Genomic DNA, 26,398 nt, shown 5'->3' with positions numbered 1-26,398 from the left:
ACTTGGGATAGAATGCAGCTATGTCGTTTTTTCCTCGCACTGCATTCATAGCCACCCTGACTGAAGGGCTGTTCGGCTATCCCAAATGGCTCTATTCCGCCATCCGGCATCCCGTCATGTGGCAAGGAGCGCTGATCTCGACGCTCGAACGCCACCTGAATCATCAAACTTTTTCACGTCGAAAAAGAATTGCTGCCGGAGCCTTCGCTACCGGCCTTTTCACTGCGGTACCCGTTGCCCTCGCGGCTCTGGTTTCAAGGAATGTTCGCCACTCACCTATAGCGTGCGGTCTTTTGGCAAGCTGCTGTCTGGCGCAACGCTCCCTGCATGAGCATGTTGAAGCTGTCGCACAGGCGCTGGAAAACAAGGGCTTGTCGGCGGGACGTCAGGCCGTTTCCATGATTGTCGGTCGTGACACCAGCGCGCTCGATGAAGCCGCCATCTGTCGCGCCACCATTGAGACGCTCGCGGAAAACTTCTCCGACGGCATTGTCGCCCCTGCTTTTTGGTGTGCGCTCGGTGGACTGCCGGGCACCGTATTTTATAAAGCCGTGAATACGGCTGACAGCATGATCGGCCATCGCAACGAGCGCTATGAAGCGTTTGGCAAGACAGCCGCCCGGCTGGATGACCTCATCAACCTGCCCGCATCCCGCCTTTCTGCATTCTGGATTGTCTCTGCTGCGTTTTTCACCGGACAGGACTGGAAAGCAGCCCTCCACACCATCAGGCGCGATGCCCGCCATCACCGTTCACCGAATGCAGGCTGGCCAGAAGCGGCGATGGCCGGAGCACTCGGCCTGTCGATTGGTGGACCACGTCTTTACAATGGCGAAGTTGCCAATGTGCCCTGGATTGGAAAGGGGCGTCAGGAAGCGACGCCTGCGGATATTCGCAGGGCATTGAAGCTGTATCGTGCGGCGTGTACCATTCAATGCCTCACTTTTTATATTATTTTTAGAAACACACATAATTCGAGAACACAAAACGCAAATCCAATAAGAAACTAAAAGCTGTTTATAATAATAAAAACACAAAAATTTCAGAAGAAGTATTTTCTTGGAAAATTTTTCCTCTACATGTTGCCTGAAACGGCATACTCTTTCACCAGACAATAACGTACCCATTGGTAGAATTTATGATCTCGGCATTGTCGAAATGCGGTTCAATATCTATGAAAAAATAGAGCGTTTTCTTCTCAATCTGGTTCATATCCAGCGGCGCAGATGGGCCTTGAATTTTGAGAGGACCATCGCGTTCGGGTTGAAGTCAGGGCTATACCAGAACAAAAGCAGCCAATGTCGCAAAAAAGCATGATATGACTATCGAAATCATCAGGCTGCCTCAGGATAAAACGGGGTTTCGTGCTGCTACCCTCTCGCTGGATTGTGGAACGGTCTTTCGCATGGGCCACGCGATGCAGAAGGCTGGTCAAGGATTAGGAATGCACTTGCTGCAATGCACATGATCGCTTTCGCAGGCTTCAGGCCCGGAAACGCAGTGAACCTTCTCATGCTAAAGTGCATAACGTTCTTCAGGACGCTGGATGATAGCGTTTTCCCTTGTTCGCCGCTGTTTTCACCAGCAACCAGATAACAGTAATTAACGGCAATGTCGCCTGACTGATCCCGGACAATCTCCGGGAATACTATTGCCATCAACACAGCCATAAAGCATGAAAGCCAGAAACTTTCCTTTTGAAGGCAACGAGAAAGGAAACAGGTCTGTCAACAAAGGGTGGGAATGTGAAAAGAATACGAGGTCTCGAAGGAATTCGGGGACTACTGGCTCTTGCTGTCGCCTATCAGCACACATTCGGTCTCATGATAGGCTGGCAATCCGGACGCTCACTGATTACCAATGCCCCTTTTGCCGTTGATGTGTTTTTTGCCCTGTCCGCCTATGTTCTTATAAAATCCTATGATGAAAAATATTCCTGCGTGAATATCCGGGAAGCCGTCAACTTTTACTGGTCCCGTTTTCTCCGGCTATATCCTCTCCATTTTGTCATGTTGTCTGTGGTGGTAGGTATTTTCTACGGAATGGCACACGGCGTCCCATCCTATTTCAGTAATAATGTAAAACGTGACCTGATCAGCAATTATCTGATGATCCAGTCTCTTGTCACATCCAAGTCCTTTTCCATCAATCTGCCGTCCTGGTCTATCTCTCTGGAGTTCTATCTGGGGTCACTGGTTGTGCTTCTTGCGGTGTTCTGCCGTCCATTATTCTATGCTGTATTTGTGTTTTTTCTTTTTGTCGCAGAGTGGCACGGCTTTCGTGTTGCAGGGAATAAAGATCCGGTATTTCACGGTATAAGCACCGGAATGTTTCGGCTTTTACTGAGCATGGGCATTATGGTTCTCGTCATGGACGTCGTAAAACGCCTGCCGGTCAGAGAGGATGTTGCTGAAGCCCTCTGTACGTTCGGTATTTTCACGATTGCTGTCTCAACGATCTGTCTGCCGCCGCCATTTCATCCGGTACCGATCTATCTGGTCTCGGTGCTGTTTACCACTGTTGCCATAGCGTTCATGGATAAAGCTGCCTTTGTCGACAAGGTCATGGGAAACCCGATCTTCTTCATGCTGGGAAAACTGTCCTACAGTATTTATCTGGTGCATTTCCCGGTCTGCATGTTTCTGGTGTACCTGTTCCACATCGACCAGTCCTATGACGCAGGCAACTGGATCGTGCACTTCTCCATTCTGATGACGCTTCTGGTGTCGTGCCTGACGTACGAGTTTGTCGAAAAACCCTTTATTCTCATGGGACGGAAAGTCCGCCTCTTCGGCAAGGACACACCAGCAAAGTAGGTGCCACATGAGATCGTGGCAATCTCCGGATACTTTCAGAAGGCAGAATTCACCGTCTGGAACGCATCGATAGGCCTGCGCAGATATTTGAGTTAACAGGTCATCGGGATCAATGAGGTTGGAGTGTCTGTAAAGGATACACGACTAAAGCCTCGTGAGACCTCTGCCTTCAGGATGTCAGTAGCACATTCTGACATCGTTCCAGCGCCTATGCGCCGACATTGGCACTCTCCGAAAAAATCGTTTCAGTAGAGATTGTATAAGGTATTTCCTCTCCATTTCTCAGGAGAGGAAATACCTGTAGCAGAAACTAGCCTGTCTCAACGGGTCTGCTGGATAGCCGAGAGCAGCCAACCCCCGCCTGAAGACGGACGCACAAATGTCCAGAGTTCCGTCACCGTCACCGGATCGGCGGAACTGCCGCTGACCACACGCCCCATCATGTCCGTTGTCAGATCAATCAGACTGTAACGCAGCGCCACTGTGGCATAGTCATAGCCGTTTTCCGACCAGGCCTCAGACAGATCGCCCTGAAGAAAACGGACGTCGGACACGACATTCCGTTCGCCACGGCTCGCCAGTCCCGCCAGTTCCTGATTGAAGTAGCTGACCATTTCGGGAGTCGCCATGCCCTGCAGAGCCGGAATGTTCTGCTGGCTCCATGCGGCCTGCACATTCAGAAGAAGCTGCTGGAAAGCCTGGTAATCCTGTGGTCCGATCTGAACAGTGCGCTGATTGCCCTGAGCAGGCTGTCGGGCAGTGCCCGTGGGGACAAACCCGCCGTTACCACCGGATGTGCTGCCACCCTGTCTGCGCATGAAGAGACCAAACAGCCAGCGCACGAGGAAAATGCCCAGAGCAATCTGGATCAGCAGTCCGATAAACCCGAAGAATCCGTGAACACCGCCCATCAGGCCATGGCCTGACATCAGACCAAACAGTCCGGCGCCCAGCAGACCGCCAGCAAACCCGGTCAGAAACGGATGGCGCGACGGAGGACGCATCATGCCGTTATTGTAGGCAGGCGCACCGTATGTGTTGCGTTCGTAGGCTGGAGCTTGCTGCTGTGGGGCGATAGACCGTTCCATCGGTGCTGCACCGTAGGGCGAAGTCCGGGTTGGTGCCGGTGCGGACCACGTCCGGCTACCGCGGCTTCCCATGGAGCCGCCATTGCCCGGCCGTGCATCCGCAATGCCTGCGAATGACGCGAGGGAAAGCGCAAGAACTACCGCTGTCGTCAGAACGGGGCGAGTCTTCATGAGGGTCAGGGGTCAGTCTCCGGTAAGTCAGGGGTGGGTAACGCATGAGAAAGTCCGCGATACCTGGTATAAACGATTGAGATCTGTCTCAGTTTCCAGCGATGCTCATGGCGTCGATACGGATTGTCGGTGCGTCGGAACCAAACCGGAAAGAGAGATCGTCCGCCACTTGTAGACGGCCAAACATGTCCAGAAGATTGCCGGCAACTGTGAATTCCGCAATCGGTTCAGCCAGTTGTCCGTTGCGGATCATGAAGCCGGATGCACCGCGACTGTAATCGCCGGTCAGACCGTTGATCGACGAGCCCATCATCTCGGTGACATACACACCTTCCGCAATATCCGCGATCAATTCGGCAGGCGACACCGATCCGGGCGCAAAATACAGGTTGGAAACGCCGGGAGACGGAGGCGAGGATGTGCCCCGACTTGCCCGTCCATTGGTGGTGAGACCAAGCTGACGGGCACTGCGGCAGTCGAGCAGCCAATGCTGCAACACACCGTCCGCGACAAGTTCCAGAGGCTCGCACGCCACGCACTCACCATCGAAAGGTTTGGAGCGCAGACCACGCTTTCTGTGTGGGTCATCCAGCACCCGAATGCCGGGCGCGAAAACCCGCTGCCCCATTTTCTCTTTCAGGAACGAGGTGCCACGTGCAATCGCAGCACCATTGATCGCCCCCGTCAGATGACCGAGCAGTCCATTGGACACACGCGGCGCATAGACCACCGGCATGGTGCCGGTACGAGGCTGCGTCGGATTGAGCCGCGCTACCGCATTGCGACCGGCTTTTTCGCCAATCACCGCAGAATCTTCCAGATCCGACAGATAAACCGTGGAATGGAAATCCCAGTCCCGCTGCATGCCCGTGCCCTGACCGGCAAGCGCACTCATGGATACGGAGTTGCGTGTGCGTTCATAGTAGCCAGCAACACCCGCCGAGCTTGCCAGTGCGACAAGGCTGCGGCCCCATGTGGCGCTGGCCCCTGCGGAATTCGTCACGCCTTTAACGGCATGCCCCGCTTCCTCCGTGGTGCGCGCGCGAGCCAGAAGTTCTTCAGCAGTCGGCTCGGTCGTATCCACGAGATCGAGACTGTTCTCGGTCAGGCGACCAATCAGCGGAATACCTTCCGGCAGCCCGGCATAACCATCTTCCGGCAGGACATGCGCCATCGCCAGCGCCTGATCGACCAGTCCGTCGAAACGGCCTCTGTCCAGCGTTGAGGTGGAGATAATGGCGGAACGCTTGCCGACAAAAACCCGCAGGCCAAGATCGGTCGTCTCGGAGCGTTCCAGTTCGTCCGTTACGCCATTTCTGACGCTGACACCGAGCGACGTGCTACCGACACAGATTGCATCCGCCGCGTCGGCCCCTTTCTTCCGGGCCAGTTCGGCAAGCTCGCAGGCAAGATCGAGAGGAGCCTGAGTAGGCGTAGAGTCTGTCATGCAGCCAGTCGTCCTTGCAGGGTGTCGAGCGTCATCACGCCATCAATCGGGCCGATGGAGGCCAGTGTCGGCTGACCACTGAAAATCTTTGCAGCCACCCGGCAGATATCAGCAGGTGTCACCGCATCAATCTTGGCGACCGTTTCGGCGATCGGGATCAGGCGGCCGAATATCTGAAGCTGACGCGCGATCTGCTCGCAACGGCTGCCGGTGCTTTCCAGTGACATGAGCAGCGAGGATTTCAGCTGCGCTCGGGCGCGGGACAGTTCGTCCATACCGACCGACTGCTGCACTTTCTGAAGTTCAGCCAGTGTCACCGGAATCAGTTCACGGGCTTCTTCGCCACCCGTTCCCGCGTAAATCCCGAACAGGCCACCATCAAGGAACGGCGTGGTGAAGGAGTAGACCGAATAGACCAGTCCGCGCTTCTCACGGATTTCCTGAAACAGTCGCGATGACATACCGCCGCCGAGCAGCGTCGAGAGTAGCAGCGCCGCATGATAATCCGGGCCACCATAACGGATGCTCGGGAAACCGAGCAGGATGTGCGCCTGATCCAGTTCCTTGGGGAGACGGAACTCACCACCTGTATAACGACCGGGTATACGATCCGGGACGGTTTCCGTCGGCAGATCGGCGAAGTGACGGCTGACCCGCTCCACCACATCATCATGATGCAGGTTGCCGGCTGCCGCGACGACCATGTTCTGCGTCGTGTAATGCGTCCGCATGTAGGACATCAGCGTCTCACGACTCATCTCACGGATCAGCCCTTCCGGACCAAGCGTCGGCATGCCCATCGGCTGGCCGGTGAACGCCGTTTCCTGAAAATGGTCGAAGATGATGTCGTCCGGCGTGTCGTTCGCCTGACCGATCTCCTGAAGGATCACACCACGCTCACGCTCGACTTCTTCCGGCAGGAAGGTCGAATGCGTCAGGATGTCGCCAATGATATCGACGCCAAGCGGCAGGTCTTCCTTGAGCAGCTTGACGTAATACGCCGTCTGCTCGCGGGCCGTGTAGGCGTTGATGTGGCCGCCGACATTCTCGATCTCTTCGGCAATCCGGGCCGCCGAGCGGGTGGCCGTTCCCTTGAACGCCATATGTTCGAGAAAGTGGGAAACACCGTTCTCTTCGGGGCGCTCATTGCGCGTGCCGGTGGCGACATAAGCGCCAAATGACACGGTTTCGACGCGGTCCATGCGTTCTGTGACGACCGTCAGGCCGGAGGGAAGGCGTGTCTGCTGAATGGGATCGGTCATGAGCGTCCTGAAAGGGGAGTGGCGGGAAGTCGCCACTCCTGAGATGGAAATCAGTGGCTGTTGGACAGCACGGCTGACCTTACGGCGTCTTCAACGGTTCCAAGGGCGTTGTCCACCACGCGGAAACGCTCCTCGCGGTCGAACAGATCGGCAAGTGCGGGAGGCAGCGCCGGTGTAATGCCTGTGGCGGCCCGCATCGCATCCGGGAACTTCGCCGGATGTGCGGTCGCCATGGCCACCATCGGGACACCAGGTTCACGGAACTTGCGTCCGGCAGTGATGCCGATGACGGTGTGGGGGTCAGCAAGATACTGGCTGTTCTGATGCACGGAACGAATCTGGGCTTCCGTCTCTTCATCATCAAGGGCGAGACCCGAGAAAAGCGTGTGAATCGACTCCCACACCTTCTCCGGCACATCCATCTTTCCGGTCGAGCGGAAACCGGTCATCAGTCTGGCGCAGGCTTCGGCGTCACGGCCAAGGAACTCGAACAGAAGGCGCTCGAAGTTCGACGACACCTGAATGTCCATCGACGGCGACAGGCTGGGCACAACCTGACGCGCCGACATGTCATTGCTGTTGAGGAAGCGGGTCAGGATATCGTTGCGGTTCGAGCCAACGCAGAGATGCTTTATGGGGAGCCCCATCTGCTTCGCTACCCACGCCGCCAGCACGTTGCCGAAGTTGCCTGTGGGAACGGCAAACGAGACCTCCCGATCCGGTGCGCCAAGCGCGAGAGCGGAATAGACATAGTAGGGGATCTGCGCCGCGATACGCGCCCAGTTGATCGAGTTGACCGCAGACAGCTTCATGTCCTGACGGAACGGCGCATCGGCGAACATCGCCTTCACCATGTCCTGACAGTCATCGAACGTGCCCTTGAGGGCGAGGTTGGTGATGTTGCTGTCCAGCACCGTCGTCATCTGGCGGCGCTGCACGTCGGAGGTGCGGCCTTCCGGATGCAGGATCACAACCGTCAGACGGTCACGGCCACGGCAGGCCTCGATCGCAGCGGAGCCGGTGTCGCCGGAGGTCGCGCCGACAATGGTGACGCGCTCGTCGCGCTCGGTCAGAACATGGTCGAACAGGCGTCCGAGAAGCTGAAGCGCCATGTCCTTGAAGGCCAGCGTCGGACCGTGGAACAGTTCCTGCACATACAGGCCGTCCTCGATCTGGGTCAGCGGCACGATGGCGGCGTGATCGAACTGCGAATAGGCGTCCTTGCAGAAACCCAGCAGTGTGTCGTGATCAATCGACCCGGCGGTGAAGGGCGCAATGATTTTCGCGGCCAGCTCAGGATACGGGAGCGCCCGCATGGCGCGCCACTCATCGGCGGAAAACTGGGGCCATGATTCCGGCATGTAAAGCCCGCCATCCTCGGCGAGCCCGGCTAGCAGGATATCGGAGAAGGAGTGGACCGGGGCCTTGCCACGGGTGGAGACGTATTTCATGCGCTTTCTATAACCGGTCTGGAGCGAAGCGGGGAGGGGACTATTTGCGAAGAACGTCAGAAGTCGCGTCTTCGGGAACATGGAAGCTGTAAACGGTCACAGGCCACTGCACCGTCGTCTGTCCATTCTGAAAGCGTGCGGCCTGATCGAGTTGCGCGGCTGGCACGAAAAGCGTGTTGCCAGACGGGGTCGTGGACAGGGACAAACCGCCCGGCCATTTCAGACGGGGATCGGTGATCAGGTGATGCGGAATCCGTCCCGGCGTGTAGCTGTCGATGCTGCCCGTGGTGACGTCCGACCAGTACAGCGTGCCATCCGGACCGACCGTAAGTCCGCCCAGCGCACGGGTTTTATACCAGAGCGTGGCGCTTTCCTGTAAGGCGGTGTTCGTCGAATCCGGATCGTCGAACAGGCGCGTGGCGATGCGATAAAGCGGGCCACAATAGGACTGCACATACAGCCACTGACCATCCGGGCTGATGGCGACAAGGGTGGCGTCAATGGCCAGTGGTCGCCCATCCCGTGCCTTGACCTCGCCCGAGGGGGTGACGATCGGACGCTTGGCGGTCAGCCCTTCGACGTGATCGAGAAAACGTCGGGCGACACCACTCTCAAGGTCGATGACCAGAATCCCCGGCACACCCGAATCCGCGACATAGGCCGTCTGCTCATGCACGGCGATGCCTGCCAAGATGCTGCCGTCTCGCAGCGCATCGGCTGAAACGGGGAAAGAGCGTTTGACCTGACCTGTGGCGGGATCGATCTGAATCAGCTTGGCAGGCGCTTCCGGCTTGGCCTCCCGATCCGGAACGCCGCTATCGACAAGCCAGAGTGTGCCATCAGCTGCCCGCGTCATGCTGGTCAGCGCCACGAACCGTTTGGCCGGATCCCCTTCCGTCGCATTCCAGTCCGCATCAGGGTAGGGCGCGGGCATGCCACCGACTGTTGCGATGCTGAGTTGCGGGTTCGGATTACCCAGCCAGCGCGGCGCTTCCAGCACCAGCCTGCCATCGGGGAGAGCAATCACGGACTCCCAGATCTGGGAGGACGACGTCACGGCGGGTGTCAGATCAGCCGCCGTCGCTTCCGGCTTTTCCGGCATGGGAACCGCCAGCGCGGACGGGGAGAATGTCGCCAGCGCAAGTGGCAGGGACAGACAGGTGACGAGAAGCAGCCGTTTCATAAGCGAGAGTTTCACCCCGTTCATATCCCTCTGACAACACCTCGGGGTGCGATCCAGACGCGCAAGATATTTCTGTCAGGCCGCCAGAGCGAGAGGGTTGGCCAGCGCCAGCCCCTCCGCCACGGAGACGAATTCGCCACCCAGTTCAACCTTGTCCGCGCCAAACCGCTGGATGAACAGCTCCCGCACGGCTGGCACAAACGAGGTGCCGCCGGTGAGGAACACACGGTCGATCTGATCCGGCGTCAGGTTCGAGCGCTCAATGGCAAGGTCAATGGCGTCTCCGAACTGTGCCAGATCGGGCGCGATCCAGCGTTCGAAATCAGCGCGCTGGATTGTCTCCTCGATTGTGAGACCCTTTTGCGAGAAGCGCAGCACGGCGCTGTCTTCGGAAGACAGGGTCCGCTTCGCGGCGGAGACGGCATTATAAAGAAGCTGCCCGTTCTGCTCGCGGATCAGTTCGACCAAGTTCATCAGTCGTTCAGGCTGGGAGGCCGTACGAGCGACTTCGGCAATCTCGTTCAGAATGCGCGGAGTCCGCATCAGTGAGAGACGATGCCAGCGGGCAAGGGAAGTGTACCACTCGATCGGCACGGGAAGCGGCTCACCGCCCATGATGCGGAAGGTGCAGTCGCGACCCAGAAACGGTGCGACCACATGGTCGATGATCCGTGTGTCGAACTGATCCCCGGCCAGCCCCACGCCTGCATAACCCAGCGCCTGTGTGGGCTGGGCCGTTCCCGGCTCGAACCGCAGAACCGAGAAGTCGCTCGTGCCGCCGCCGAAGTCTCCCACCAGCACTGTCGCCGGATGATTGAGGCGATGGGCGAACTTCCATCCGGCGGCTTCCGGTTCGAGCATGATGGAAATCTCGGGGAAACCGGCTTCGGCAAGACTGGCGCGCAGTCGGGCTTCGCCGAGATCGTCATCGGCATTGTCACCGACAAAACGCACCGGCCGTCCGACTGTCACGGCGCAATCCTGCGGTGCCAGTTTCGCCAGCTTCATCAGTTCCTGCAGGAAGGAGGCGACCAGCGTTTCCAGCGGAACCCGCTGACCGAAAAGCTGGGTCTCCCGGAAGCTGGCCTGCGCCAGATAGGACTTCATCGACATGATGAGCCGCGTTTCGGTCGGATCGTCGAGATACGCCTCAACGGCCTCTTCTCCCACGGCGCGTTCGGTCAGACGTCGTCCGCCCGTCAGTTCCTGCCACAGCGCCAGAAGCGTGCGGCATGTATCCGCCGTGTTTCCTCCCGGCGTTGGAAAGCGCACGGTACGCGTGTCGCCGTCCTCGTCTCGTAGAACGATGACGCTGTTCGTTGTGCCGAAATCGATGCCCAGCCGGACAGAAGGAGAGGAGGAGCCGTTTTTCATGAGCGGGGACTTAAAAGCTGCGACTCCTCCTGTCCACGCCTGACTGTCACGATGTGCGTTTTCTTTTCTTCACACCTGACCGGGCTGGCTTGAGGTCTTTCAGAAAGTCCGTCAGAGACTGCGGTTTTCCAAGACAGTTTCCCCGCCCTTCCTGACAGCCGATGCTCTGCAGGAAATGAAGTGTCTCAGGCGTGTCCACGCCTTCGGCGCGTGTGTTCAGGCCAAAATCGCTACCCAACTGCACCACAGCGCGGGCAATGCTCTGGCCTGCCTGAAGGTGCGCCGGGTCATCATGACAGAACAGATGCCGGTCCAGCTTTACGGCCGTCAGCAGCCCGGAAAAGCTTCTGTCCCGCAGAAGGGACAGGCTGGTCAGACCCGTTCCAAAACCAGAAAGCACAAGTCCGGCCCCGGCATCCCGCAGCGCGGCGAGTGAATAAATCAGAATCTCGTTATCAATGGCGAGGCTCGTTTCCGTAAATTCAAAATCCAGCCTCGAGGTTTCTAGCTGATTGTCGGAAAGGAGGCTGGCCAGATGGGTCAGCAGATCATCCGGGAACGTGTCGGCAGCCTCGACAGGCAGGGCCAGACGGCAATCTGGCGGAAATTTAGCCGCTATCCTGCATCCTTCCGATATGAGCGGCAGCCAGACGGGCTCCTTGTGGCGGCGTCGGAGTGTCGTGCGTCCAGTCGAAAAGGTCGGAGGAGGACAGAGATCGCCGCCTGCAACCGCTAATGTCGAGAGAGAGAAACGGGGTAAGATACTGAAGCTGGCCTCGGTCTTTTGTCTCGTGTGCGTGCCTGTCAGATGCGACGTGGTGCGGTGGGTGGTCTCCGGGGGACCAGAAACAGGTATAACAGGCAAAAAAGCTCTCCCGGTAAGGCGGATCACAGGAGAAGTTACAAACAGCAGGTAATTTTCTGGTAAATTATGGCGATCCTGACAAAAAAGCCGGAGAAGAAATCCGGCTGTCAGAAAATTCAGGGCAAACCAAGACTTGTCCGGGTTTCCGGATCGACCGGAATGCCGGTCTCCTGACGACGTCGGGACTCCTGCCACTCCCGATCGCCCGGCGCCAGAACAGGATGCCCGGAATCGATGGATGGCCCCGCACGCAGCAGGTTCAGGTATCGCGTCATCGCCGCATCATAGCTGGCTCGTCCGATAAAGCGTTCCGGGTCGATGGCGATGACAAAGTGACCGACATTCTGGCGTGCTTCTGCCGTTTGCGCGGCGTCTGTGCCGACCATCACAGGGTCCGTGTCGGCTCCCGTCATTACGGCTGCAAGAATGGTGACGAGACTGGCCAGAGCCGCCCCCTTGAAGCCGAACGTTTCTCCGCCGAGCGGCTGGAGGAAAGAGGCGTGCCGTGGGTTCCGCGTCGGCTGGCCATGCTCATCCAGCGCAACGTCTGCGGGCAGATCAATGCCGAGAGCCTCGTAAAGTTTCACGCGGTTGAACGGAATGGACGAGGTCGCCATGTCGAGCAGCCAGGGTTCGGAATCACGCACCGGAGCGGCTGCGGCAATCGGGTTGGTGCCATGAAACGGGGCGACGCCCGAGAACAGGGAGACAGCCGAATCCGAGTTGCTCACAACCAGACCGATCATGCCCTGTCGCGCCGCTTCGACCGCGTAGGCGCCTGCCGCCCCGAAATGTGTGGAACGGTGAACGCCGACAGCGCCGATACCGGCTTCCCGTGCCAGTATCATGGCCTCGGACATGGCGCGGTAACAGGCGGGATGAGCAAGGCCACTGTCGGCATCCAGCCGTCCTGTCGCGAAAGCCGTCCGTGTGTAGAGTGGAGACGGCGCTGCGTTGAGGCCGCCTGACCGCAACAGTGAGGCATAATAGGCCGCCAGCCGGACCCCATGACTGTCCACGCCGATCCTCGAGGCATGCAGCAGCGCCCGCGCCGTCTCGGCAGCGTCGGAAGCCCGTGCGCCAGTCTCAACAAGCAGCGTCTGCACACGGTGTTTGAGCATTTCTTCGGGATAATACCGAACGCGTGTTTCGTTAGTCACTCAGAGACCTGCTTTCGATGAAGGAGCGAGAGCGACACGGACCTGCTCACGATCAAGGGAGCCATTCCATGCTGCAATGACGACGGGCGCCACGCAGTTTCCCGCCAGATTGCCGACGGCGCGGGCGATGCCGATAAACCAGTCGATCGCCAGCAGCAGGACGAGACTGGAAACCGGGATGGACGGGGCCGCGGCCAATGTTGCGGCCAGCACCACGATGGCGATGCCCGGCACGCCATGAGCGCCCTTGGACGTGATGAGCGCTGTGGCAAGCATCGACAGCATCTGCATTGCGGTGAGATGTGTCCCCGTTACGTTGGCAAGAAAAACAACCGCAAGACCGAGATAGATGGACAGGGCGTCGAGGTTGAGGGAGTAGCCCGCGGACACGACCAGCCCGACGACCTGTCGGGACACGCCCATGGCTTCCAGCTTGGCCATGATCCCCGGCAGCACTGAATCGGAACTGGTCGTCGCCGTTACGATCAGCAGTTCTTCCCGGAAATAGCGTGCGAAGCGGAGAGGATTGACCCCGCAGAGAAACAGACAGCCGCCAAGGATCACCACGATGAAGACGGCGATGGCGATGAAGTACAGCACAACGAATGAGGCGAGATGCGTGATTGCGTCCAAACCGTAACGGGCAATCGTTGCGGAGACGGCTCCGAAGACACCGAGCGGTGCGGTGGCGATAATGAGCCGCATCATGCGGGAAAAGACGACCGACAGGCTTTCGATCAGCCGTGTCACCGGCGCGCCGGCCTCTCCGACATGCGAGAGACAGCAGCCGATCAGGATCGCAAAGAAAAGGATCTGAAGAATATTGCCTTCCGCGAAGGCTGCGGCGGGAGAACGCGGAATGACGCTCAGGATAAAGCCGGTCACGCCCTGTCCATGCAGAAGATGGGCATTGCCAGCATAGGAAGAGATCAGATGCGCGTCTTCAGGTGTCGGAGCAAAAAGCAGACCACGCCCCGGTTCGATCAGGAGAGCGGCCCCGACCGAGAGAAGCAGCACAAGGGTCGTCATGGCTTCGAAATAGATCAGGGCCCGCAAACCAAGCCTGCCGACGGCGCTGAGAGAGCCCGCGCCGGTAATTCCGGTGACGACAATGCAGAACAGCAGCGGACCGACCGCCATGAGGATCAGGCGCAGAAACAGATCGGCGAGCCAGCGGCACTGTCCGGCAAGCTGGGGCAGGAAAAGACCTGTCAGCACGCCAAGACAGGTCGCGACGACCACCTGAATGAAAATGCCCGGCATGCGCCTCGACCTGCCCTGTGCGGGCATCGACGCAACGGTCTCGGATATCGTCATGGCCGCCTTTCCGTATGTTCGATGAGTAGGGTCATTGCGGAAACGACGCATGTCAAAAGTTGCCGTATCCGCATGGCCTTTAGTAACTGACGTTGATTTTAGCGCCGACAAAGCGCGGAAGCCCCGGAATCACCTCATAGAATGTTGCCTGTGTTCCGCCCGAGAGCCAATAGCGGCGATCCACAAGGTTCTGGCCGCAAACGGTGACGGACCAGTGCTGCTTGGGTGCCGCGAAAGTCAGGAGCATTCACATAGCCACCCAGAACTCCGTAGGCTCAACCTCTTTTCTTTAGCCAGAAGACGGTTGCTGCGATTTGGATAGTGGACATGAAGGTAATGAGCGCTCCGATCGTATCGGGTTGCCCCCGTTGCCAGTCCTTGAGCTTTGCGAACATGTTTTCGATGAGGTGGCGCTTTTTATACAGATGCCAGTTGTAAGGCGGCCTTGATTTCCAGTTCTTCTTCGACGGGATACAGGCCGTGATATTCCGTCCTGCGAGTAATTGCCTGATCCGGTTACTGTCGTATCCCTTGTCTCCGAGAACTTCTTCTGTTTCATTGGGAAGCTTCTCCAGCAGAACATCAGCCTCTTTGAAATCACTGACCTGACCCGTAGTCAGATGAAGCCGGACAGGCCGGTCCTCACCGTCACATACAGCATGAGCTTTGAGTTCAGTCCGTCTTTGGTTCGTCCGATATGGCGGGGAAAAGCCTCTTTTTGAGCAAAGACGCTACCGTTCTGTGCGCTTTGAGGTGTGTCGCATCAATCATCAGGCTCTTCGACTGTCCTGACTGTTCCGTCAGCGCGACGAAGAGATGAAGCGGTTGCATAAAGTCTTTTGCGGACCAGAGGCTTTCGGTGCGTCTTTCCACTGAAGGCCGTGACGGATGACGTAAACAATCCTGCTCAGAACACAACAGTCATCCACACGTGGAACCCCGTGAGCCAGAGGAAAATACGGCCTGATCAGATCCATCTGGCACTCAGAAAGCAAAAACACGTCACTCGCAGACTTCTCCCCAGCGGTAAGCCTGTGAATCACAACAACATGCTCAGCTCAATGAATTAACAGGGTCTGGGTCTGGAATTACTCTCTGAACCACAGAGTATAGTCTTATTGCAACCGAGTTGGATGACCGCGTTACCAGCTGAAATGATTGCACAGAGACAGCTTGCCGGGTGCATGCGATGATTTCACCGACCTACGATCCTGATGATACAGTTTACGGCCTCTCAGCCACTTGTTCATCCCATTCTTCCGCCAGCGTCGCCAGATCTTTCGCGATGGTGGCCTTACGCTGACGAACCTGAAACTGACGGGTAAGTTTCACCCCCAGAATGGCCACTTCAAACACAAACCAGCCGCCTCCAGCTGCACACCAGCCGACAACACTGGTCATGGGATTCATCAGCAGCATGACGGCGGCGTCCATCGATCCGTCCGCGTTCCACAACATATGAAACGGATGCACGAGAGCAGCAAAGGCGTAAGGCATCATCATTCTGGCCATCACCTCTCCCCGATTGCTGTCCAGAAGGCAGACAGCAATCAACGGGATCAACAGGACCCCGATCAGCAGGGAATATCCGGGAAGCCATGCCAGAGCGGCACCGCAGGCTAGACCATTGACCCATTTCGTCAGGGAGCCACGCTGTCCCTTGGCTACAGAGGCCGTCACAACACAATCTCCGCACAAAGAGAGCCTATGGCGCACACGACACCAACGGCCGTAGCCAGACGAATCATTTCGTTTCTCATGGACAAGGGCACGTCTGTATCCTGATGTTCGAGACGCTCGCTCTCTGCTTTGAGCTTACTCTCCAGCTTGCGCGCAGCGTTATAGGCAGCCTGATCACGTCGCAGGGCCTGCGGATCAGCTAGAATTTTCTGCATGAGGCCCAGATCGCCTTCACCAGCAGCAACAGCAAGCTGCTCTCCGCGGGATGTTCTGGTGCTGCGACTACGCCACCGCTTCAGGTCTGGTGTCAGATGAGGCAACAACTTGCGACCGATCCCTTTCAGCGGACCGGTCATGTAAAGATGCTGGACCTTTGCCAGAAGCGCTAGATCCAGAGACCAGCTGTTCTTCGATATAGTCAGATCGCTGAATGTTTCTACAAGACGGCTTCTCAAAGCGGCAACTACCATGAATATGGTCATCTGCCTGTCAAGTAATGCAGTCGCCCCGGGGACCTCCGTGTCCTCTCCGGCATTAAGCCATTGCAAAAGGGCCCATGTCGCCGTCAGACGATCGTTCTGGCAGCGGGGCGACAGGCAGGGGAGATAAGGGTTGAGGACGTAAGGCAGTCTATCGATGTCTGACAGGGTTTCGATGGAAACCTGTCCGGCTGCCTTCTGGACCACAGCGCAGGCCGCGGCCTGTGCGGGCACAGTTGTGACGAGCGCAAACTTCTCCAGACGACCGGTACGGATCAGTTCGAAAACAGCCATTGAGGGATCAATGGAAGTCGTACTTTTCCCTGCCAGCGCGGTTGTCAGCAGTTGACCGATAGCATCCGGCCAGAACCATATGTCACCCCAGCATAAAGGCATGGCCGGATCGATAACGGAGATGATTTCCATAAGTGTCGCGGAAGAAGCGAGTGTACCGTCTTCAGCCAGAGAAGCGTCCCGGGACAGTAGAGCCAGCCTGGCCGCCGCCTGAGGCATCCCCAGCTCGTAGGACATCCATCGCTCGATAATCCCCCTGACCAGAAGACTGGCGAATTCCTTCCTGTACCGTGCAGCGTACCATGCGAGCGCCCGGGCTGTCTTGATCCGGACGGTTGCCAGCATGATCGGAGCCGTGGCAACAGCGCTACGCCGTACAACATATCCCTTGTGGTCTGCCGCATGCAGCAGATCTCTGGGCGATGGTCTGGCAGCCGGGTCATCCGACAGCATGGCCGCGAGCAGAGGAGCCACATCCAGAGAAAGCGGCAGGTGCCCGGCCAGTACGGCAAAACTGCCCTTCTGAAAACGTTCTTCCAGCAGGGCGCCCGGCACGTCATCCCGATAGGGCGTACAGCCGCCCAGCAGCCATGCGGCAAGGGCTCCAAGAGCAAAAATATCGTCCACTATGCTGCCACTGCCACGCCCGGCGGGCTCACACAGGGCTGATGTCAGCGGTTCAAACCGGTCCGGCTGGAAATAGGCTGGTGGGGCTGTGATGGCCGGGCCAAGGCATACAGCGCTGCGGCCGCCTGAATCGAACACATTGTCGGGACGGATGGAGCGATGCGTGACGCCAGCCTCGTTATAGGCGTGCAGGATGCTCGCAATCGGCACGATGACGCGTTCAAGAACAGAGGTTTCTGTCCAGGTGCCGCCGTCACTCAGCGGATTGCCGGAGGGCGCATCGCACAGGATCCAGAGCGAACCGGTCGCATCGCTGAATGACCTGACCGGCAGCAAATTGGGCGCACGTATCTTGGCGATGACGGCAGCGCCGGCGTGCGGTGGCAGGAGAGGTGCTGGCGCCAGGGCAAGGAGTTCGGCTGTCGGGGAGACCGTATCCTTGACATGATAGGCAGGGCAGTTGACGAAATCAGGGAGCTTCTGGTCGAGATCAATGACATAGCGACCGTCGATCGTAAGGCTCCGACTATCGCCTGTCTCAGACTGCCCGAATTCGTCCGTCCCGGCCATGCTCGCCCTTTACGCATTTCACAATACGCAAAGGGTAGCGGGCAGCTCTTAACGGACTCTTATAAAAGGGAGTGATTCTCTCAGGAATCGAACGGATCACGCACCAGGATGGTGTCGTCACGCTCCGGACTGGTGGACAGCAGCGTCACAGGAGCTTCGACCAGCTCCTCGATGCGGCGGACATATTTGACAGCCTGCGCTGGCAGATCGGCCCAGCTACGAGCGCCCTTCGTGGATTCTTTCCAACCCTCAAGGGTCTCGTAAACCGGCTTGACGCGGCTCTGGGCGGCCGGACCTGCGGGGAAGCGTTTGATCGTTTCGCCGTCCAGATCGTAGCCAACGCAGACCCGGATTTCATCCAGGCCGTCGAGCACGTCCAGTTTGGTCAAAGCCAGACCATTGACGCCGCCGACCTGTGCTGCGTGACGCACCAGCACGGCGTCGAACCAGCCACAGCGACGCGGACGCCCCGTGACCGTTCCGAATTCATGGCCGCGTTCACCGAGCACACGACCGGTCTCGTCAAACAGTTCGCTCGGGAACGGCCCTTCGCCGACACGGGTGGTGTAGGCCTTGGCGATACCGAGTACGAAGCCAGCAGCGTTCGGCCCCATGCCGGAACCTGTGCCTGCGTTGGACGCTACCGTGTTGGAGCTGGTCACGAACGGATAGGTGCCGTGATCCACGTCCAGCATGACGGCCTGCGCGCCCTCGAACAGGATCTTGCTGCCGTTCTTGCGCTCGGCTTCCAGCAGGTCCGCAACAGGCGCCATGTAAGGCAGAACCTTGGGAGCGATGTCATTCAGGAATGCCAGCAGATCGGCCTTCTCGAAGGTCTCGGCTCCGAGACCAGCGAGCAGGGTGTTATGGTGCAGCAGCAGCTCGTCGAGCTTCCAGTCGAGCGTTTCAGGCTCGGCGAGATCGCACAGACGAATGGCACGACGGGCGACCTTGTCCTCATAAGCCGGACCGATACCACGACCGGTCGTGCCGATCTTGCGGTCACCGCGTGCCGCTTCACGAGCGCGGTCCAGAGCGCCATGCACAGGCAGGATCAGCGGCACGTTTTCGGCGATTTTCAGGGTCTTCGGAGAAACAGGCAGGCCCTGCGCCACGACCCGGGCAATTTCCGACAGCAGCGCCTGCGGATCGACGACCACGCCATTACCAATGATGCCGATCTTGCCGCGCACCAGACCGGACGGCAGCAGGGACAGCTTGTAGACCTGATCGCCGACGACCAGCGTGTGGCCTGCATTGTGTCCGCCCTGAAAGCGAACGACGACGTCGGCGCGGCTGGCCAGCCAGTCAACGATCTTGCCTTTGCCCTCGTCGCCCCACTGGGTCCCGATCACGGTGACATTCGACATGACGCAGCTTCTCCGATGGTGAATGATAGGTATGCAGGAGGCTACAGCCCCCGTGAAAAGGAACTGTCAGTTGACAGGAACGAGCGTGCCATCCCGGCTGACGAAAGAACAGGCGAGACGACGGGCCTCTTCTTCTTCACTTCCGGCAGGAGCGAGACCCGCAACGGTCACATGCCCCTTGTCACGAAGCGTACGACCAACGGCTTCATCCGTGCCGAACGGCAGATAGACGCGCTGTGGCTGTGCCCTGCGAGGCGCCACACGAAAAACAGCGTTGGGACGCAGGGTCAGGCCGCAGGCTGGCTCGTCATCATTGCACAGATAACGGCCACCGCGTCCGAGTTCTTCCGACGAACCTAGTGCGTAAACCGAGACGCAAACGCCTGTGTGATATTTCCAACCACGGAATTCGACCGGATCGACCGTCACCTGACAGCCCGGCACGCGAGCGCGGATGGCGGCTGTCGAGTCTCTCAGGCGGTCACTGAAAGCGCGTGTTTTTTCAGGCAGATCAACTTCCTGCAGGGCGGCGAGCGCCTGATCCGCCTCACCAGCAGCATTGAGCAGCCGGATCAGGACATCGGCAATCGGGCCACCATGCTCGGCGACGGCGGCGGCGTCCTTGCGATCAAGCGCATGCATCAACGCAGTGACTGTGGCGGCGGGTAGACCAGCCTGCTCGATCAGCGAAGGCGCGAGAAGCGGCATGGTGAGATCGAAGGACAGATCGGTAATGCCGACACGGGCCAGCGCCTCGGCAGCGATAGCCACCACCTCGGCGTCGGCCTGCGCGCTGTCGGGACCGATCAGCTCGATTCCGGCCTGTCCGATCTGACGTTCATTCTGTCCTGCAGTGCCGTTGCCGACCAAAACAGCCTGCCCTGCATAGGAAAGACGGAGAGGACGTGGCGCATCATGCAGACGGGTCGCCGCGATACGGGCGATTTGCGGCGTGATGTCCGGACGCAGCGCCATCATCCGGCGTGTATCGGGGTCCATCAGGCGGAAAGCTTGATCGGCCAGCGCCGCCCCTGCCCCGCCAAGCAGCGTGTCCTCGAACTCCAGCAACGGCGGTGCGACCCGCTCATATCCGTGGCTTGCAAACACGGACAGAAGGGCCTGAGTGCCATTGGCCTCCGTCTGGGCATCCGCCGCGAGAAGGTCGATGAAGCCCGGCGGCAGGAGAGCCGGAGAAGGGAGCTGATCGCAGGTCATGCTGCGCTCATATCACCACGGCGGTTCCACGTCATGTGGAGTTTCTCCCTTACGATCGCAGAGTAGCGCCAGTGGCCTTGGCGACGGCGGCGATCACCTTCTCCGACACCGCTTCCAGCTGCGCGTCCGTCAGGCTGGCGTCCTTCGGCTGGATGACGATTTCGATACCGACCGATTTCTGACCTTCCGGCAGCTTGTCGCCCTCGTAGATGTCAAAGAGCGACACGCCCGTGATCAGGTTGCGCTCGGCACCTTTGGCGGCACGGAGGATGCTCTCCACCGGCACATCATGCGCGGCGAGGAACGCGAAATCGCGTCGCACCGGCTGGAACGGCGACAGGTCAGGCGCGGACTTCTTGCGGCGCTTGGGCTCGGGGATACGGTCAAGGAACACCTCGAACGCCACGACCGGTGAGTCGAACCCGGCTTCCTGCAGGATGGACGGATGCAGTTCGCCGAAATGCGCCAGCACGTTTTTCGGTCCCTGACGCAGCACACCGGAACGGCCGGGATGGTAATAACCAGGCGCGTCAGGTGTGGCGGTCAGAGCGTCCGTCGGCACGCCAAGTGAGGTCAGCACGTCGAACGCATCAGCCTTGGCGGCGGCGAAGGTCATGGGGGCAGCTGTCACACCCGGCTGGCGCGGCGTGCGGCCAGCACGAAGACCGGCGGCAATCGTTGTCTGGCCTTCAGCGCTGAAGGCCGCACCAATCTCGCACAGCCCCAGATCGGGCCAGCCACGGGCCGCATTGCGACGGGCGGCGGCGAGCAGGTTCGGCACGGGCGTCGGGCGCATCTGGTCGAGGTCAGCGGCGATGGGGTTCAGCAGACGCAGGGATTCCGGCGCATCACCGAACTTGCGGGCTTCATCGTAAGCGATGAAGGAGAAGCCGATGGTCTCCATCAGGCCGCGCGCCGTCATGACGCGACGGGCGCGGGCCAGACGGGCGCGTCCCGGCGTGAGCGCGGTGCCGGGCACGACGGAACGCGTCGGAAGCGGCACGGGCCTGACCTGATCCAGCCCCTTGATGCGGAGGATTTCCTCGATCAGATCGCATTCCGGCTCGATACGGGAGACCGCGTTTTCCAGCTCCATGCAGCGATCGGCCGGAATATCGGAAGACGGATCGAGCACGACCGGCTGAGCCACATCGTTGCGCCATGAGGGAACCGCAACGGTGACGCTATGCTCGTCGCGGGAGGTTGTCTCGAAGCCGAGATGGCCGAGGATGGTCACGCACTCATCGGCAGGCACATCGAGGCCGCCGAAGGACGCGACACGCTTGAAGCGCAGCTTCGCCGTGCGCTGCCAGTGTGGTTGGGCACCGGCTGACACGACTTCACTTGCTTCACCGCCGCACAGTTCCATGATCATGCGTGTTGCAGCTTCGAGCGCCATAACAGGCATAGCCTGATCGACGCCGCGTTCGAAACGGTAGCGGGCATCGGAATTGATGCCGAGACGACGGCCGGTCAGGGCAATGCGGATCGGGTCGAACAGGGCGCATTCGACGAACACGTCGGTGGTGGCGTCCGTGACCTCGGTTGCCTCGCCGCCCATGATGCCGGCGATGGACTGAACGCCCGCGCCGTCAGCGATCACGCAGTCATCGGATGTGACGATGTAGTCCTTGCCGTCGAGGGCGCGGATCGTCTCGTTGCCGCCACGGCAGACGGTGAGCGTATCGCCCTTGATGCGGGCGGCATCGAAGACGTGCAGCGGACGGCCGAGATCGATGGTGAACAGGTTGGTGATATCGACCAGCGTGGAAATCGACCGCAGACCGATGGCTTCCAGCTTGTCACGCAGCCATTGCGGGCTGGGACCGTTCTTGACGCCCCGGATGGTGCGTCCAAGTACCCACGGGCAGGCTTCGGTGTAGGTGTCGTCCCATTTGATCGGTGACGGGAAAGTGCCATCGACCGTATCGGCGAGGAACGGTTTCAGCTTGCCTAGACCTGCTGCGGCGAGATCGCGGGCGATGCCATACACGGCCAGTGCGTCGCCACGGTTGGGGGTAATGGCGATTTCGATGACGGTATCGTCCAAGCCCGCGAAGTCGGCATAGGACTGGCCGGGGAACGTGTCCTCGGGCAGTTCGGCGATGCCGTCGGATTCCGCGCCAAGACCGAGTTCACGGAGCGAGCAGAGCATGCCGCCGCTGGCCTCGCCACGGATCTTGCCCGCCTTGATGGTGATGTCGAGACCGGGAACATAGGTACCCGGCGGCGCGAAGATGACGGCGATACCTTCACGGGCGTTTGGCGCGCCGCACACGACCTGCACATCGTTGAAGCCCGGACCGGCATCGACGCGGCAGACACGCAGGCGGTCGGCATTCGGATGCTGCACGGCAGAGAGGATGCGGGCCGTGAGGAACGGCGCGACAGCGGCCCCACGCTGCTCGACGCCTTCGACCTCAAGGCCGATGCGGTTCAGGGCGGCGCAGATTTCCTCCAGTGTGGCGGAGGTTTCAAGATGGTCGTGAAGCCAGGATAGCGTGAACTTCATGGATCAGATTCCCTCGTGCAGCAGGGCGGGCGCGAGCGGATCGGTCCCGTAATGGGTGAGCCAGCGGACATCGCTCTCATAGAAGGAGCGGAGATCGGGGATGCCGTTCTTGAGCATGGAGAGACGCTCGACGCCCATGCCAAAGGCGAAGCCCTGCCACTCCTCAGGGTTCAGACCGCAGTTGGCCAGCACGCGCGGGTGGACCATGCCGGAACCGAGGACTTCCAGCCAGTCCTCTCCTCCCCCGATTTCGCCGGTCTTGCGGGACCAGCCGATATCGACCTCCATCGAAGGTTCGGTGAAGGGGAAATAGGAGGCGCGGAACCGCACGGGCAGATTGGGCTTGCCGAAGAACACGCGCAGGAACTCGATCAGCGTGCCCTTGAGGTGGCCAAGGGTGATGCCCTGGTCAATGACCAGCCCTTCGCACTGATGGAACATCGGTGAATGGGTGGCGTCGTGGTCGGCACGGTAGGTGCGGCCCGGCGCGATGATGCGGATCGGCGGCTTCTGACCGAGCATCGTGCGGATCTGCACGCCTGAGGTCTGGGTGCGCAGGACGCGGTTCCGGCCATCGCCTTCTGGCGGCAGGTAGAACGTGTCGTGGTCGGTGCGGGCGGCGTGATGTTCCGGCGTGTTGAGCGCGGAGAAATTGTGCCAGTCGGTCTCGATGTCCGGCCCTTCGGCGACGGTGAATCCCATGGCGCCGAAGATCGCGGTGATTTCCTCAACGGCCTGACTGACCGGGTGTAGGCCACCGCGCGGGGTTTCAACGACTGGCACGGAGATATCGACACGCTCGGCAGCGAGACGTGCGTCGAGTGCGGCCGTCTCGATCTCGCGGCCACGGTCCTCGATGGCGCGGGTCAGTTCGTCACGGAGACGGTTAAGCTGGGCGCCGCGCACTTTGCGTTCTTCGGCATCCATACGTCCGAGCTGCTTGAGCAGTCCCGTCAGACGGCCCGACTTTCCGAGAAACGAGACACGGATGGCATCCCAGGCACGCTGGTCGGTGGCTTCCGCAAGGGCCGCGAGGCAGTCCTGCCGGAGTGTATCAACATCGTCGCTCATGTGACCTCGTCCGCGTCTCATGCCCCTCTTGTTGCGGGGCGGAACTGTTTGCTCAGGGCGCGGATAGCCGCTTTGGCCGGTGGAGAAAAGCCCGAAGAGCAGAAAACCGGGGAATGGCGGCGTGTCCCGGTGAAGCGCGACAAGTAGGGACACGTTAATATCTGAGCATTCGAGCCTCACACATTTTCATGTGCTCAAGATTTATTCATTGCACTCTGTCTTCACCTGCCGAGATAAAATGACATTCCCATATCCGAATATTTTTAACGCTTTGCGCGGCGGGCACTCGCGCCTGCATCGCTGCCTTTTCCCGCTGCCCTGGTTTGTTTTTCTCCTGACAACAGCCACATCCAGCGCCTACGCGGACAGTACTCTGCAGGTCACGCAGATCAATGGCAGTGCTGTTGTAACTGGCACAGGCCAGACTCTCTTACAACTTGCAAGCACCACACAGAAAAATACAAATTCTCTCGCATCCACTACGTCAACTGCAAGTTCCGCTTATTCACTTGCGGTCGGCGCAATCCAGGAATCGTTGATGGGTGTGGCCGGTGGTCTGGCTGTGCTGGATTCAACAGGAAACGTCACCTCGCCCGTTTCCACAACAGCCTCCACAGCCAGTGATTACTCCACTGTCGGCTGGAACAATCCGCTCACCTGGACCACCAACTCCGGGACAGCGACCCAGTACGGCAATCCCAAAGTTGCCTTCAATCATCGCTGGACAATGGGATACGACACATCCGGCACTGCTCAGGTGGACGACTATATGCCGCCCACTCATCTGCGTCTGGGTGGATCACAGGAATTCGATGGCGTTCCACTTTTTGTGCATAATATCCCTTACTCCGGCGGGAATATGGGAATTGTCGAAGGTGTTTTCATGCAGTCGGAAAACATGCGTGGTTCGATTGCCGGTGTCGGCCCCAGCTATGCCAGCGGTGCGGCATCCTACGATAATTATGACGCTGTTGCCCGTTACACCTACGCAGGTCCCAGCTCACCTGTTTTTACTACAACAGGAAGCGCCGTCACCGCACCTGACGGGCTAACGCATATTCCAACTTTTTATAGCTGGGGAGCAACTTTTGCAAATCCTCTTCCGCAGACGTGGTCTGATTGGATTAAATCTCACAATCATGCACGGATGATGACCAATGAAATTGGCATTAATCCCGCCAGCTATAAAAATGCGACTTTTGTTGGTGAAATAAGTGGTTATTACACAAATTCCGCTGGACTGGTTACAACCATTCTGACTGATGGCTGGCGCATTTTCAATCAGACCCAGAATTTTCCAAACACGAACACTGGTACAGAAACACCTGGCACGACCTCACTGGACGGAACCACACCGGCCATTGATACAGTATGGTCAGACTTTGGCGACCCAGCGATAATGTTTGGAGTATACACAAAGGCATTTGATAATAATGTTATCTGTTACCTTCCCGGTCCGACTCCACATGCATCTCCGGGAGACATCAATGATCCAACAGGAAAAATCAATAATCAGGTCCGTGGTTGTGAAGGGATTGAATATGACCTCTGGAATGACGACACGTCCGGAGAGACAGCCTATATGCAGGGCATTACTGTAGCCTATAGCGGCACCACTTCTCCCAGCCCAGACAGTTATGACATGAATCTGGCTGGAGGCAATGCAAACACCCTAGTTCTTTCAGGCGAATGGTATTCGATGAATGTTGCATCGCGCTCTTTTGCATCCGCAGGATACGGTGGTCCTGCTTATACAAAAGGTTCCCAAAAGGTTATCGCCGATTTTGGGCAATCCAATAGACCTGCGTGGGATGCGGATACAGCGTGGCCTGCCTATTCGCACAATATGCGTCTGACAATCTGGAACACGCGCAATGCCGATGATACCAATAACCAGAACGACTACAGTGATATTACGACAAGCATGGGCGTGCAGGTTGATGGACACAATGATGTGCATCAGCTTTCCATGGACGGAACGACCCAGGAACATCTTGAGTTTAATCCAGCCAACTATCCCAATGGAATTAGCCTGTGCGGCTATACGGGTTGTGGTTTTTCCGTAAATCGACAAGGCACCCCCGAAGTTGATGACAATCTTGTTATCAACGACGGAAAATCTCTTATCTTGATGAATACCAATAACGCTCTTGCCGGCTATTTCTATGCCAGCACTGATGGAAACATGCACATTCTGGGCGTAAACGGCCCTTCAAACAGCACATTTGTTATTGATGCCGGCTTGAAATCAAATGGTGCGATCAATGCACCCAACAATACCTACAGTTCATTGCCGACAACAAACACAAACGCTGGTGACCAACGTTACTGCTCAGACTGCTATTCCAGTTCATCGACCTCAGCCCAGAGAGGGATTCCTGTGTGGTGGAATGGGTCAACATGGACAGACTCACTTGGTAATACTGTAAAAAATTAGCATTCAAAA

At 58.5% G+C, this 26,398-nt stretch carries 19 protein-coding genes and 2 pseudogenes; 4 read left to right on the top strand and 17 right to left on the bottom strand.

The features are described from left to right. The first annotated feature begins 20 nt into the window (after positions 1 to 20). From cbiB to EMQ_RS07105, 3 genes and pseudogenes are all read left to right on the top strand, one after another. The gene (gene cbiB / locus EMQ_RS07115) at positions 21 to 1,010 is read left to right on the top strand and encodes an adenosylcobinamide-phosphate synthase CbiB (RefSeq protein ID WP_010668993.1); all 990 of its coding nucleotides are present in this window, start codon (positions 21 to 23) and stop codon (positions 1,008 to 1,010) included. Positions 1,011 to 1,355: 345 nt separating this feature from the next. Beyond that, positions 1,356 to 1,439 (top strand): annotated as a pseudogene (locus EMQ_RS07110) (IS5/IS1182 family transposase); the annotation flags it as partial. Positions 1,440 to 1,745: 306 nt separating this feature from the next. After that, the gene (locus tag EMQ_RS07105) at positions 1,746 to 2,816 is read left to right on the top strand and encodes an acyltransferase family protein (protein WP_048874231.1); all 1,071 of its coding nucleotides are present in this window, start codon (positions 1,746 to 1,748) and stop codon (positions 2,814 to 2,816) included. 320 nt (positions 2,817 to 3,136) lie between these two features. Here EMQ_RS07105 and EMQ_RS07100 read toward each other — a convergent pair whose 3' ends face one another. The 17 genes and pseudogenes from EMQ_RS07100 to pheS all read right to left on the bottom strand — a co-directional run bounded on the left by EMQ_RS07100 (position 3,137) and on the right by pheS (position 23,952). Continuing rightward, positions 3,137 to 4,075, bottom strand: a complete 939-nt coding sequence (locus tag EMQ_RS07100; protein ID WP_010667259.1) for a Tim44 domain-containing protein — start codon at positions 4,073 to 4,075, stop codon at positions 3,137 to 3,139. A gap of 88 nt (positions 4,076 to 4,163) precedes the next feature. Continuing rightward, positions 4,164 to 5,522, bottom strand: coding sequence for a TldD/PmbA family protein (locus EMQ_RS07095; protein WP_010667258.1), 1,359 nt, complete (start codon positions 5,520 to 5,522; stop codon positions 4,164 to 4,166). Continuing rightward, positions 5,519 to 6,784: a M16 family metallopeptidase gene (locus tag EMQ_RS07090; RefSeq protein ID WP_010667257.1), complete on the bottom strand. Its 1,266-nt coding sequence runs from the start codon at positions 6,782 to 6,784 to the stop codon at positions 5,519 to 5,521. The genes EMQ_RS07095 and EMQ_RS07090 overlap by 4 nt, the downstream gene beginning before the upstream one ends. 50 nt (positions 6,785 to 6,834) lie before the next feature. Continuing rightward, entirely contained in the window at positions 6,835 to 8,235 is a 1,401-nt protein-coding gene (thrC, locus tag EMQ_RS07085) for a threonine synthase (protein ID WP_010667256.1), read from the bottom strand. Between the two features lie 40 nt (positions 8,236 to 8,275). Continuing rightward, positions 8,276 to 9,442: an L-dopachrome tautomerase-related protein gene (locus EMQ_RS07080; protein ID WP_010667255.1), complete on the bottom strand. Its 1,167-nt coding sequence runs from the start codon at positions 9,440 to 9,442 to the stop codon at positions 8,276 to 8,278. Between the two features lie 51 nt (positions 9,443 to 9,493). Continuing rightward, positions 9,494 to 10,792, bottom strand: coding sequence for an Hsp70 family protein (locus tag EMQ_RS07075; protein ID WP_010667254.1), 1,299 nt, complete (start codon positions 10,790 to 10,792; stop codon positions 9,494 to 9,496). A gap of 46 nt (positions 10,793 to 10,838) precedes the next feature. Then, a complete protein-coding gene (locus EMQ_RS07070; RefSeq protein WP_010667253.1) occupies positions 10,839 to 11,657 on the bottom strand; it encodes an EAL domain-containing protein in 819 nt (272 codons plus the stop codon). A 116-nt stretch (positions 11,658 to 11,773) separates the two neighbouring features. Continuing rightward, entirely contained in the window at positions 11,774 to 12,817 is a 1,044-nt protein-coding gene (locus EMQ_RS07065) for an Ldh family oxidoreductase (RefSeq protein WP_010667252.1), read from the bottom strand. After that, entirely contained in the window at positions 12,818 to 14,080 is a 1,263-nt protein-coding gene (locus EMQ_RS07060; RefSeq protein WP_010667251.1) for a C4-dicarboxylate transporter DctA, read from the bottom strand. Between the two features lie 133 nt (positions 14,081 to 14,213). Next, the gene (locus EMQ_RS07055) at positions 14,214 to 14,381 is read right to left on the bottom strand and encodes a hypothetical protein (protein ID WP_010667250.1); all 168 of its coding nucleotides are present in this window, start codon (positions 14,379 to 14,381) and stop codon (positions 14,214 to 14,216) included. Between the two features lie 28 nt (positions 14,382 to 14,409). Next, positions 14,410 to 15,111: pseudogene (locus EMQ_RS07050) on the bottom strand (IS5 family transposase). A gap of 247 nt (positions 15,112 to 15,358) precedes the next feature. Next, complete coding sequence (locus EMQ_RS07045; RefSeq protein WP_010667925.1) at positions 15,359 to 15,814, bottom strand: hypothetical protein; 456 nt, start codon at positions 15,812 to 15,814, stop codon at positions 15,359 to 15,361. Then, positions 15,811 to 17,784, bottom strand: a complete 1,974-nt coding sequence (locus tag EMQ_RS07040; protein WP_018308259.1) for a serine/threonine-protein kinase — start codon at positions 17,782 to 17,784, stop codon at positions 15,811 to 15,813. Before EMQ_RS07040 ends, EMQ_RS07045 begins: the two co-directional genes overlap by 4 nt. Before the next feature lie 80 nt (positions 17,785 to 17,864). Further along, complete coding sequence (locus tag EMQ_RS07035; protein ID WP_010668402.1) at positions 17,865 to 19,154, bottom strand: adenylosuccinate synthase; 1,290 nt, start codon at positions 19,152 to 19,154, stop codon at positions 17,865 to 17,867. A 66-nt stretch (positions 19,155 to 19,220) separates the two neighbouring features. Continuing rightward, on the bottom strand, positions 19,221 to 20,369 hold the full coding sequence (locus tag EMQ_RS07030) for an ATP phosphoribosyltransferase regulatory subunit (protein ID WP_018308260.1): 1,149 nt from the start codon (positions 20,367 to 20,369) through the stop codon (positions 19,221 to 19,223). A 49-nt stretch (positions 20,370 to 20,418) separates the two neighbouring features. Beyond that, a complete protein-coding gene (pheT, locus tag EMQ_RS07025; RefSeq protein WP_010666936.1) occupies positions 20,419 to 22,881 on the bottom strand; it encodes a phenylalanine--tRNA ligase subunit beta in 2,463 nt (820 codons plus the stop codon). Between the two features lie 3 nt (positions 22,882 to 22,884). Next, positions 22,885 to 23,952, bottom strand: a complete 1,068-nt coding sequence (pheS, locus tag EMQ_RS07020; RefSeq protein WP_010666935.1) for a phenylalanine--tRNA ligase subunit alpha — start codon at positions 23,950 to 23,952, stop codon at positions 22,885 to 22,887. Positions 23,953 to 24,190: 238 nt separating this feature from the next. Between pheS and EMQ_RS07015 the strand changes: the two genes are divergently transcribed. Then, positions 24,191 to 26,389, top strand: coding sequence for a hypothetical protein (locus EMQ_RS07015; protein WP_010666934.1), 2,199 nt, complete (start codon positions 24,191 to 24,193; stop codon positions 26,387 to 26,389). Positions 26,390 to 26,398 lie beyond the last annotated feature (9 nt).

The organism is Acetobacter aceti NBRC 14818 (assembly GCF_000193495.2).
Lineage (GTDB): Bacteria > Pseudomonadota > Alphaproteobacteria > Acetobacterales > Acetobacteraceae > Acetobacter > Acetobacter aceti.
The sequence above is the reverse complement of the archived record's forward strand: the minus strand, read 5'-3'. Positions and strand labels throughout refer to the sequence as shown.

Excerpts from the sequence above, each read along its gene's own strand:
- EMQ_RS07100 (WP_010667259.1), bottom strand. The coding sequence starts at position 4,075 with ATGAAGACTCGCCCCGTTCTGACGACAGCGGTAGTTCTTGCGCTTTCC.
- EMQ_RS07060 (WP_010667251.1), bottom strand. The coding sequence starts at position 14,080 with ATGCCGGGCATTTTCATTCAGGTGGTCGTCGCGACCTGTCTTGGCGTG.
- EMQ_RS07030 (WP_018308260.1), bottom strand. The coding sequence starts at position 20,369 with ATGACCTGCGATCAGCTCCCTTCTCCGGCTCTCCTGCCGCCGGGCTTC.
- EMQ_RS07090 (WP_010667257.1), bottom strand. The coding sequence starts at position 6,784 with ATGACCGATCCCATTCAGCAGACACGCCTTCCCTCCGGCCTGACGGTC.
- EMQ_RS07055 (WP_010667250.1), bottom strand. The coding sequence starts at position 14,381 with ATGCTCCTGACTTTCGCGGCACCCAAGCAGCACTGGTCCGTCACCGTT.
- EMQ_RS07095 (WP_010667258.1), bottom strand. The coding sequence starts at position 5,522 with ATGACAGACTCTACGCCTACTCAGGCTCCTCTCGATCTTGCCTGCGAG.
- EMQ_RS07015 (WP_010666934.1), top strand. The coding sequence starts at position 24,191 with ATGACATTCCCATATCCGAATATTTTTAACGCTTTGCGCGGCGGGCAC.
- cbiB (WP_010668993.1), top strand. The coding sequence starts at position 21 with ATGTCGTTTTTTCCTCGCACTGCATTCATAGCCACCCTGACTGAAGGG.
- EMQ_RS07075 (WP_010667254.1), bottom strand. The coding sequence starts at position 10,792 with ATGAAAAACGGCTCCTCCTCTCCTTCTGTCCGGCTGGGCATCGATTTC.
- EMQ_RS07080 (WP_010667255.1), bottom strand. The coding sequence starts at position 9,442 with ATGAACGGGGTGAAACTCTCGCTTATGAAACGGCTGCTTCTCGTCACC.
- pheS (WP_010666935.1), bottom strand. The coding sequence starts at position 23,952 with ATGAGCGACGATGTTGATACACTCCGGCAGGACTGCCTCGCGGCCCTT.
- EMQ_RS07040 (WP_018308259.1), bottom strand. The coding sequence starts at position 17,784 with ATGGCCGGGACGGACGAATTCGGGCAGTCTGAGACAGGCGATAGTCGG.
- pheT (WP_010666936.1), bottom strand. The coding sequence starts at position 22,881 with ATGAAGTTCACGCTATCCTGGCTTCACGACCATCTTGAAACCTCCGCC.
- EMQ_RS07035 (WP_010668402.1), bottom strand. The coding sequence starts at position 19,154 with ATGTCGAATGTCACCGTGATCGGGACCCAGTGGGGCGACGAGGGCAAA.
- thrC (WP_010667256.1), bottom strand. The coding sequence starts at position 8,235 with ATGAAATACGTCTCCACCCGTGGCAAGGCCCCGGTCCACTCCTTCTCC.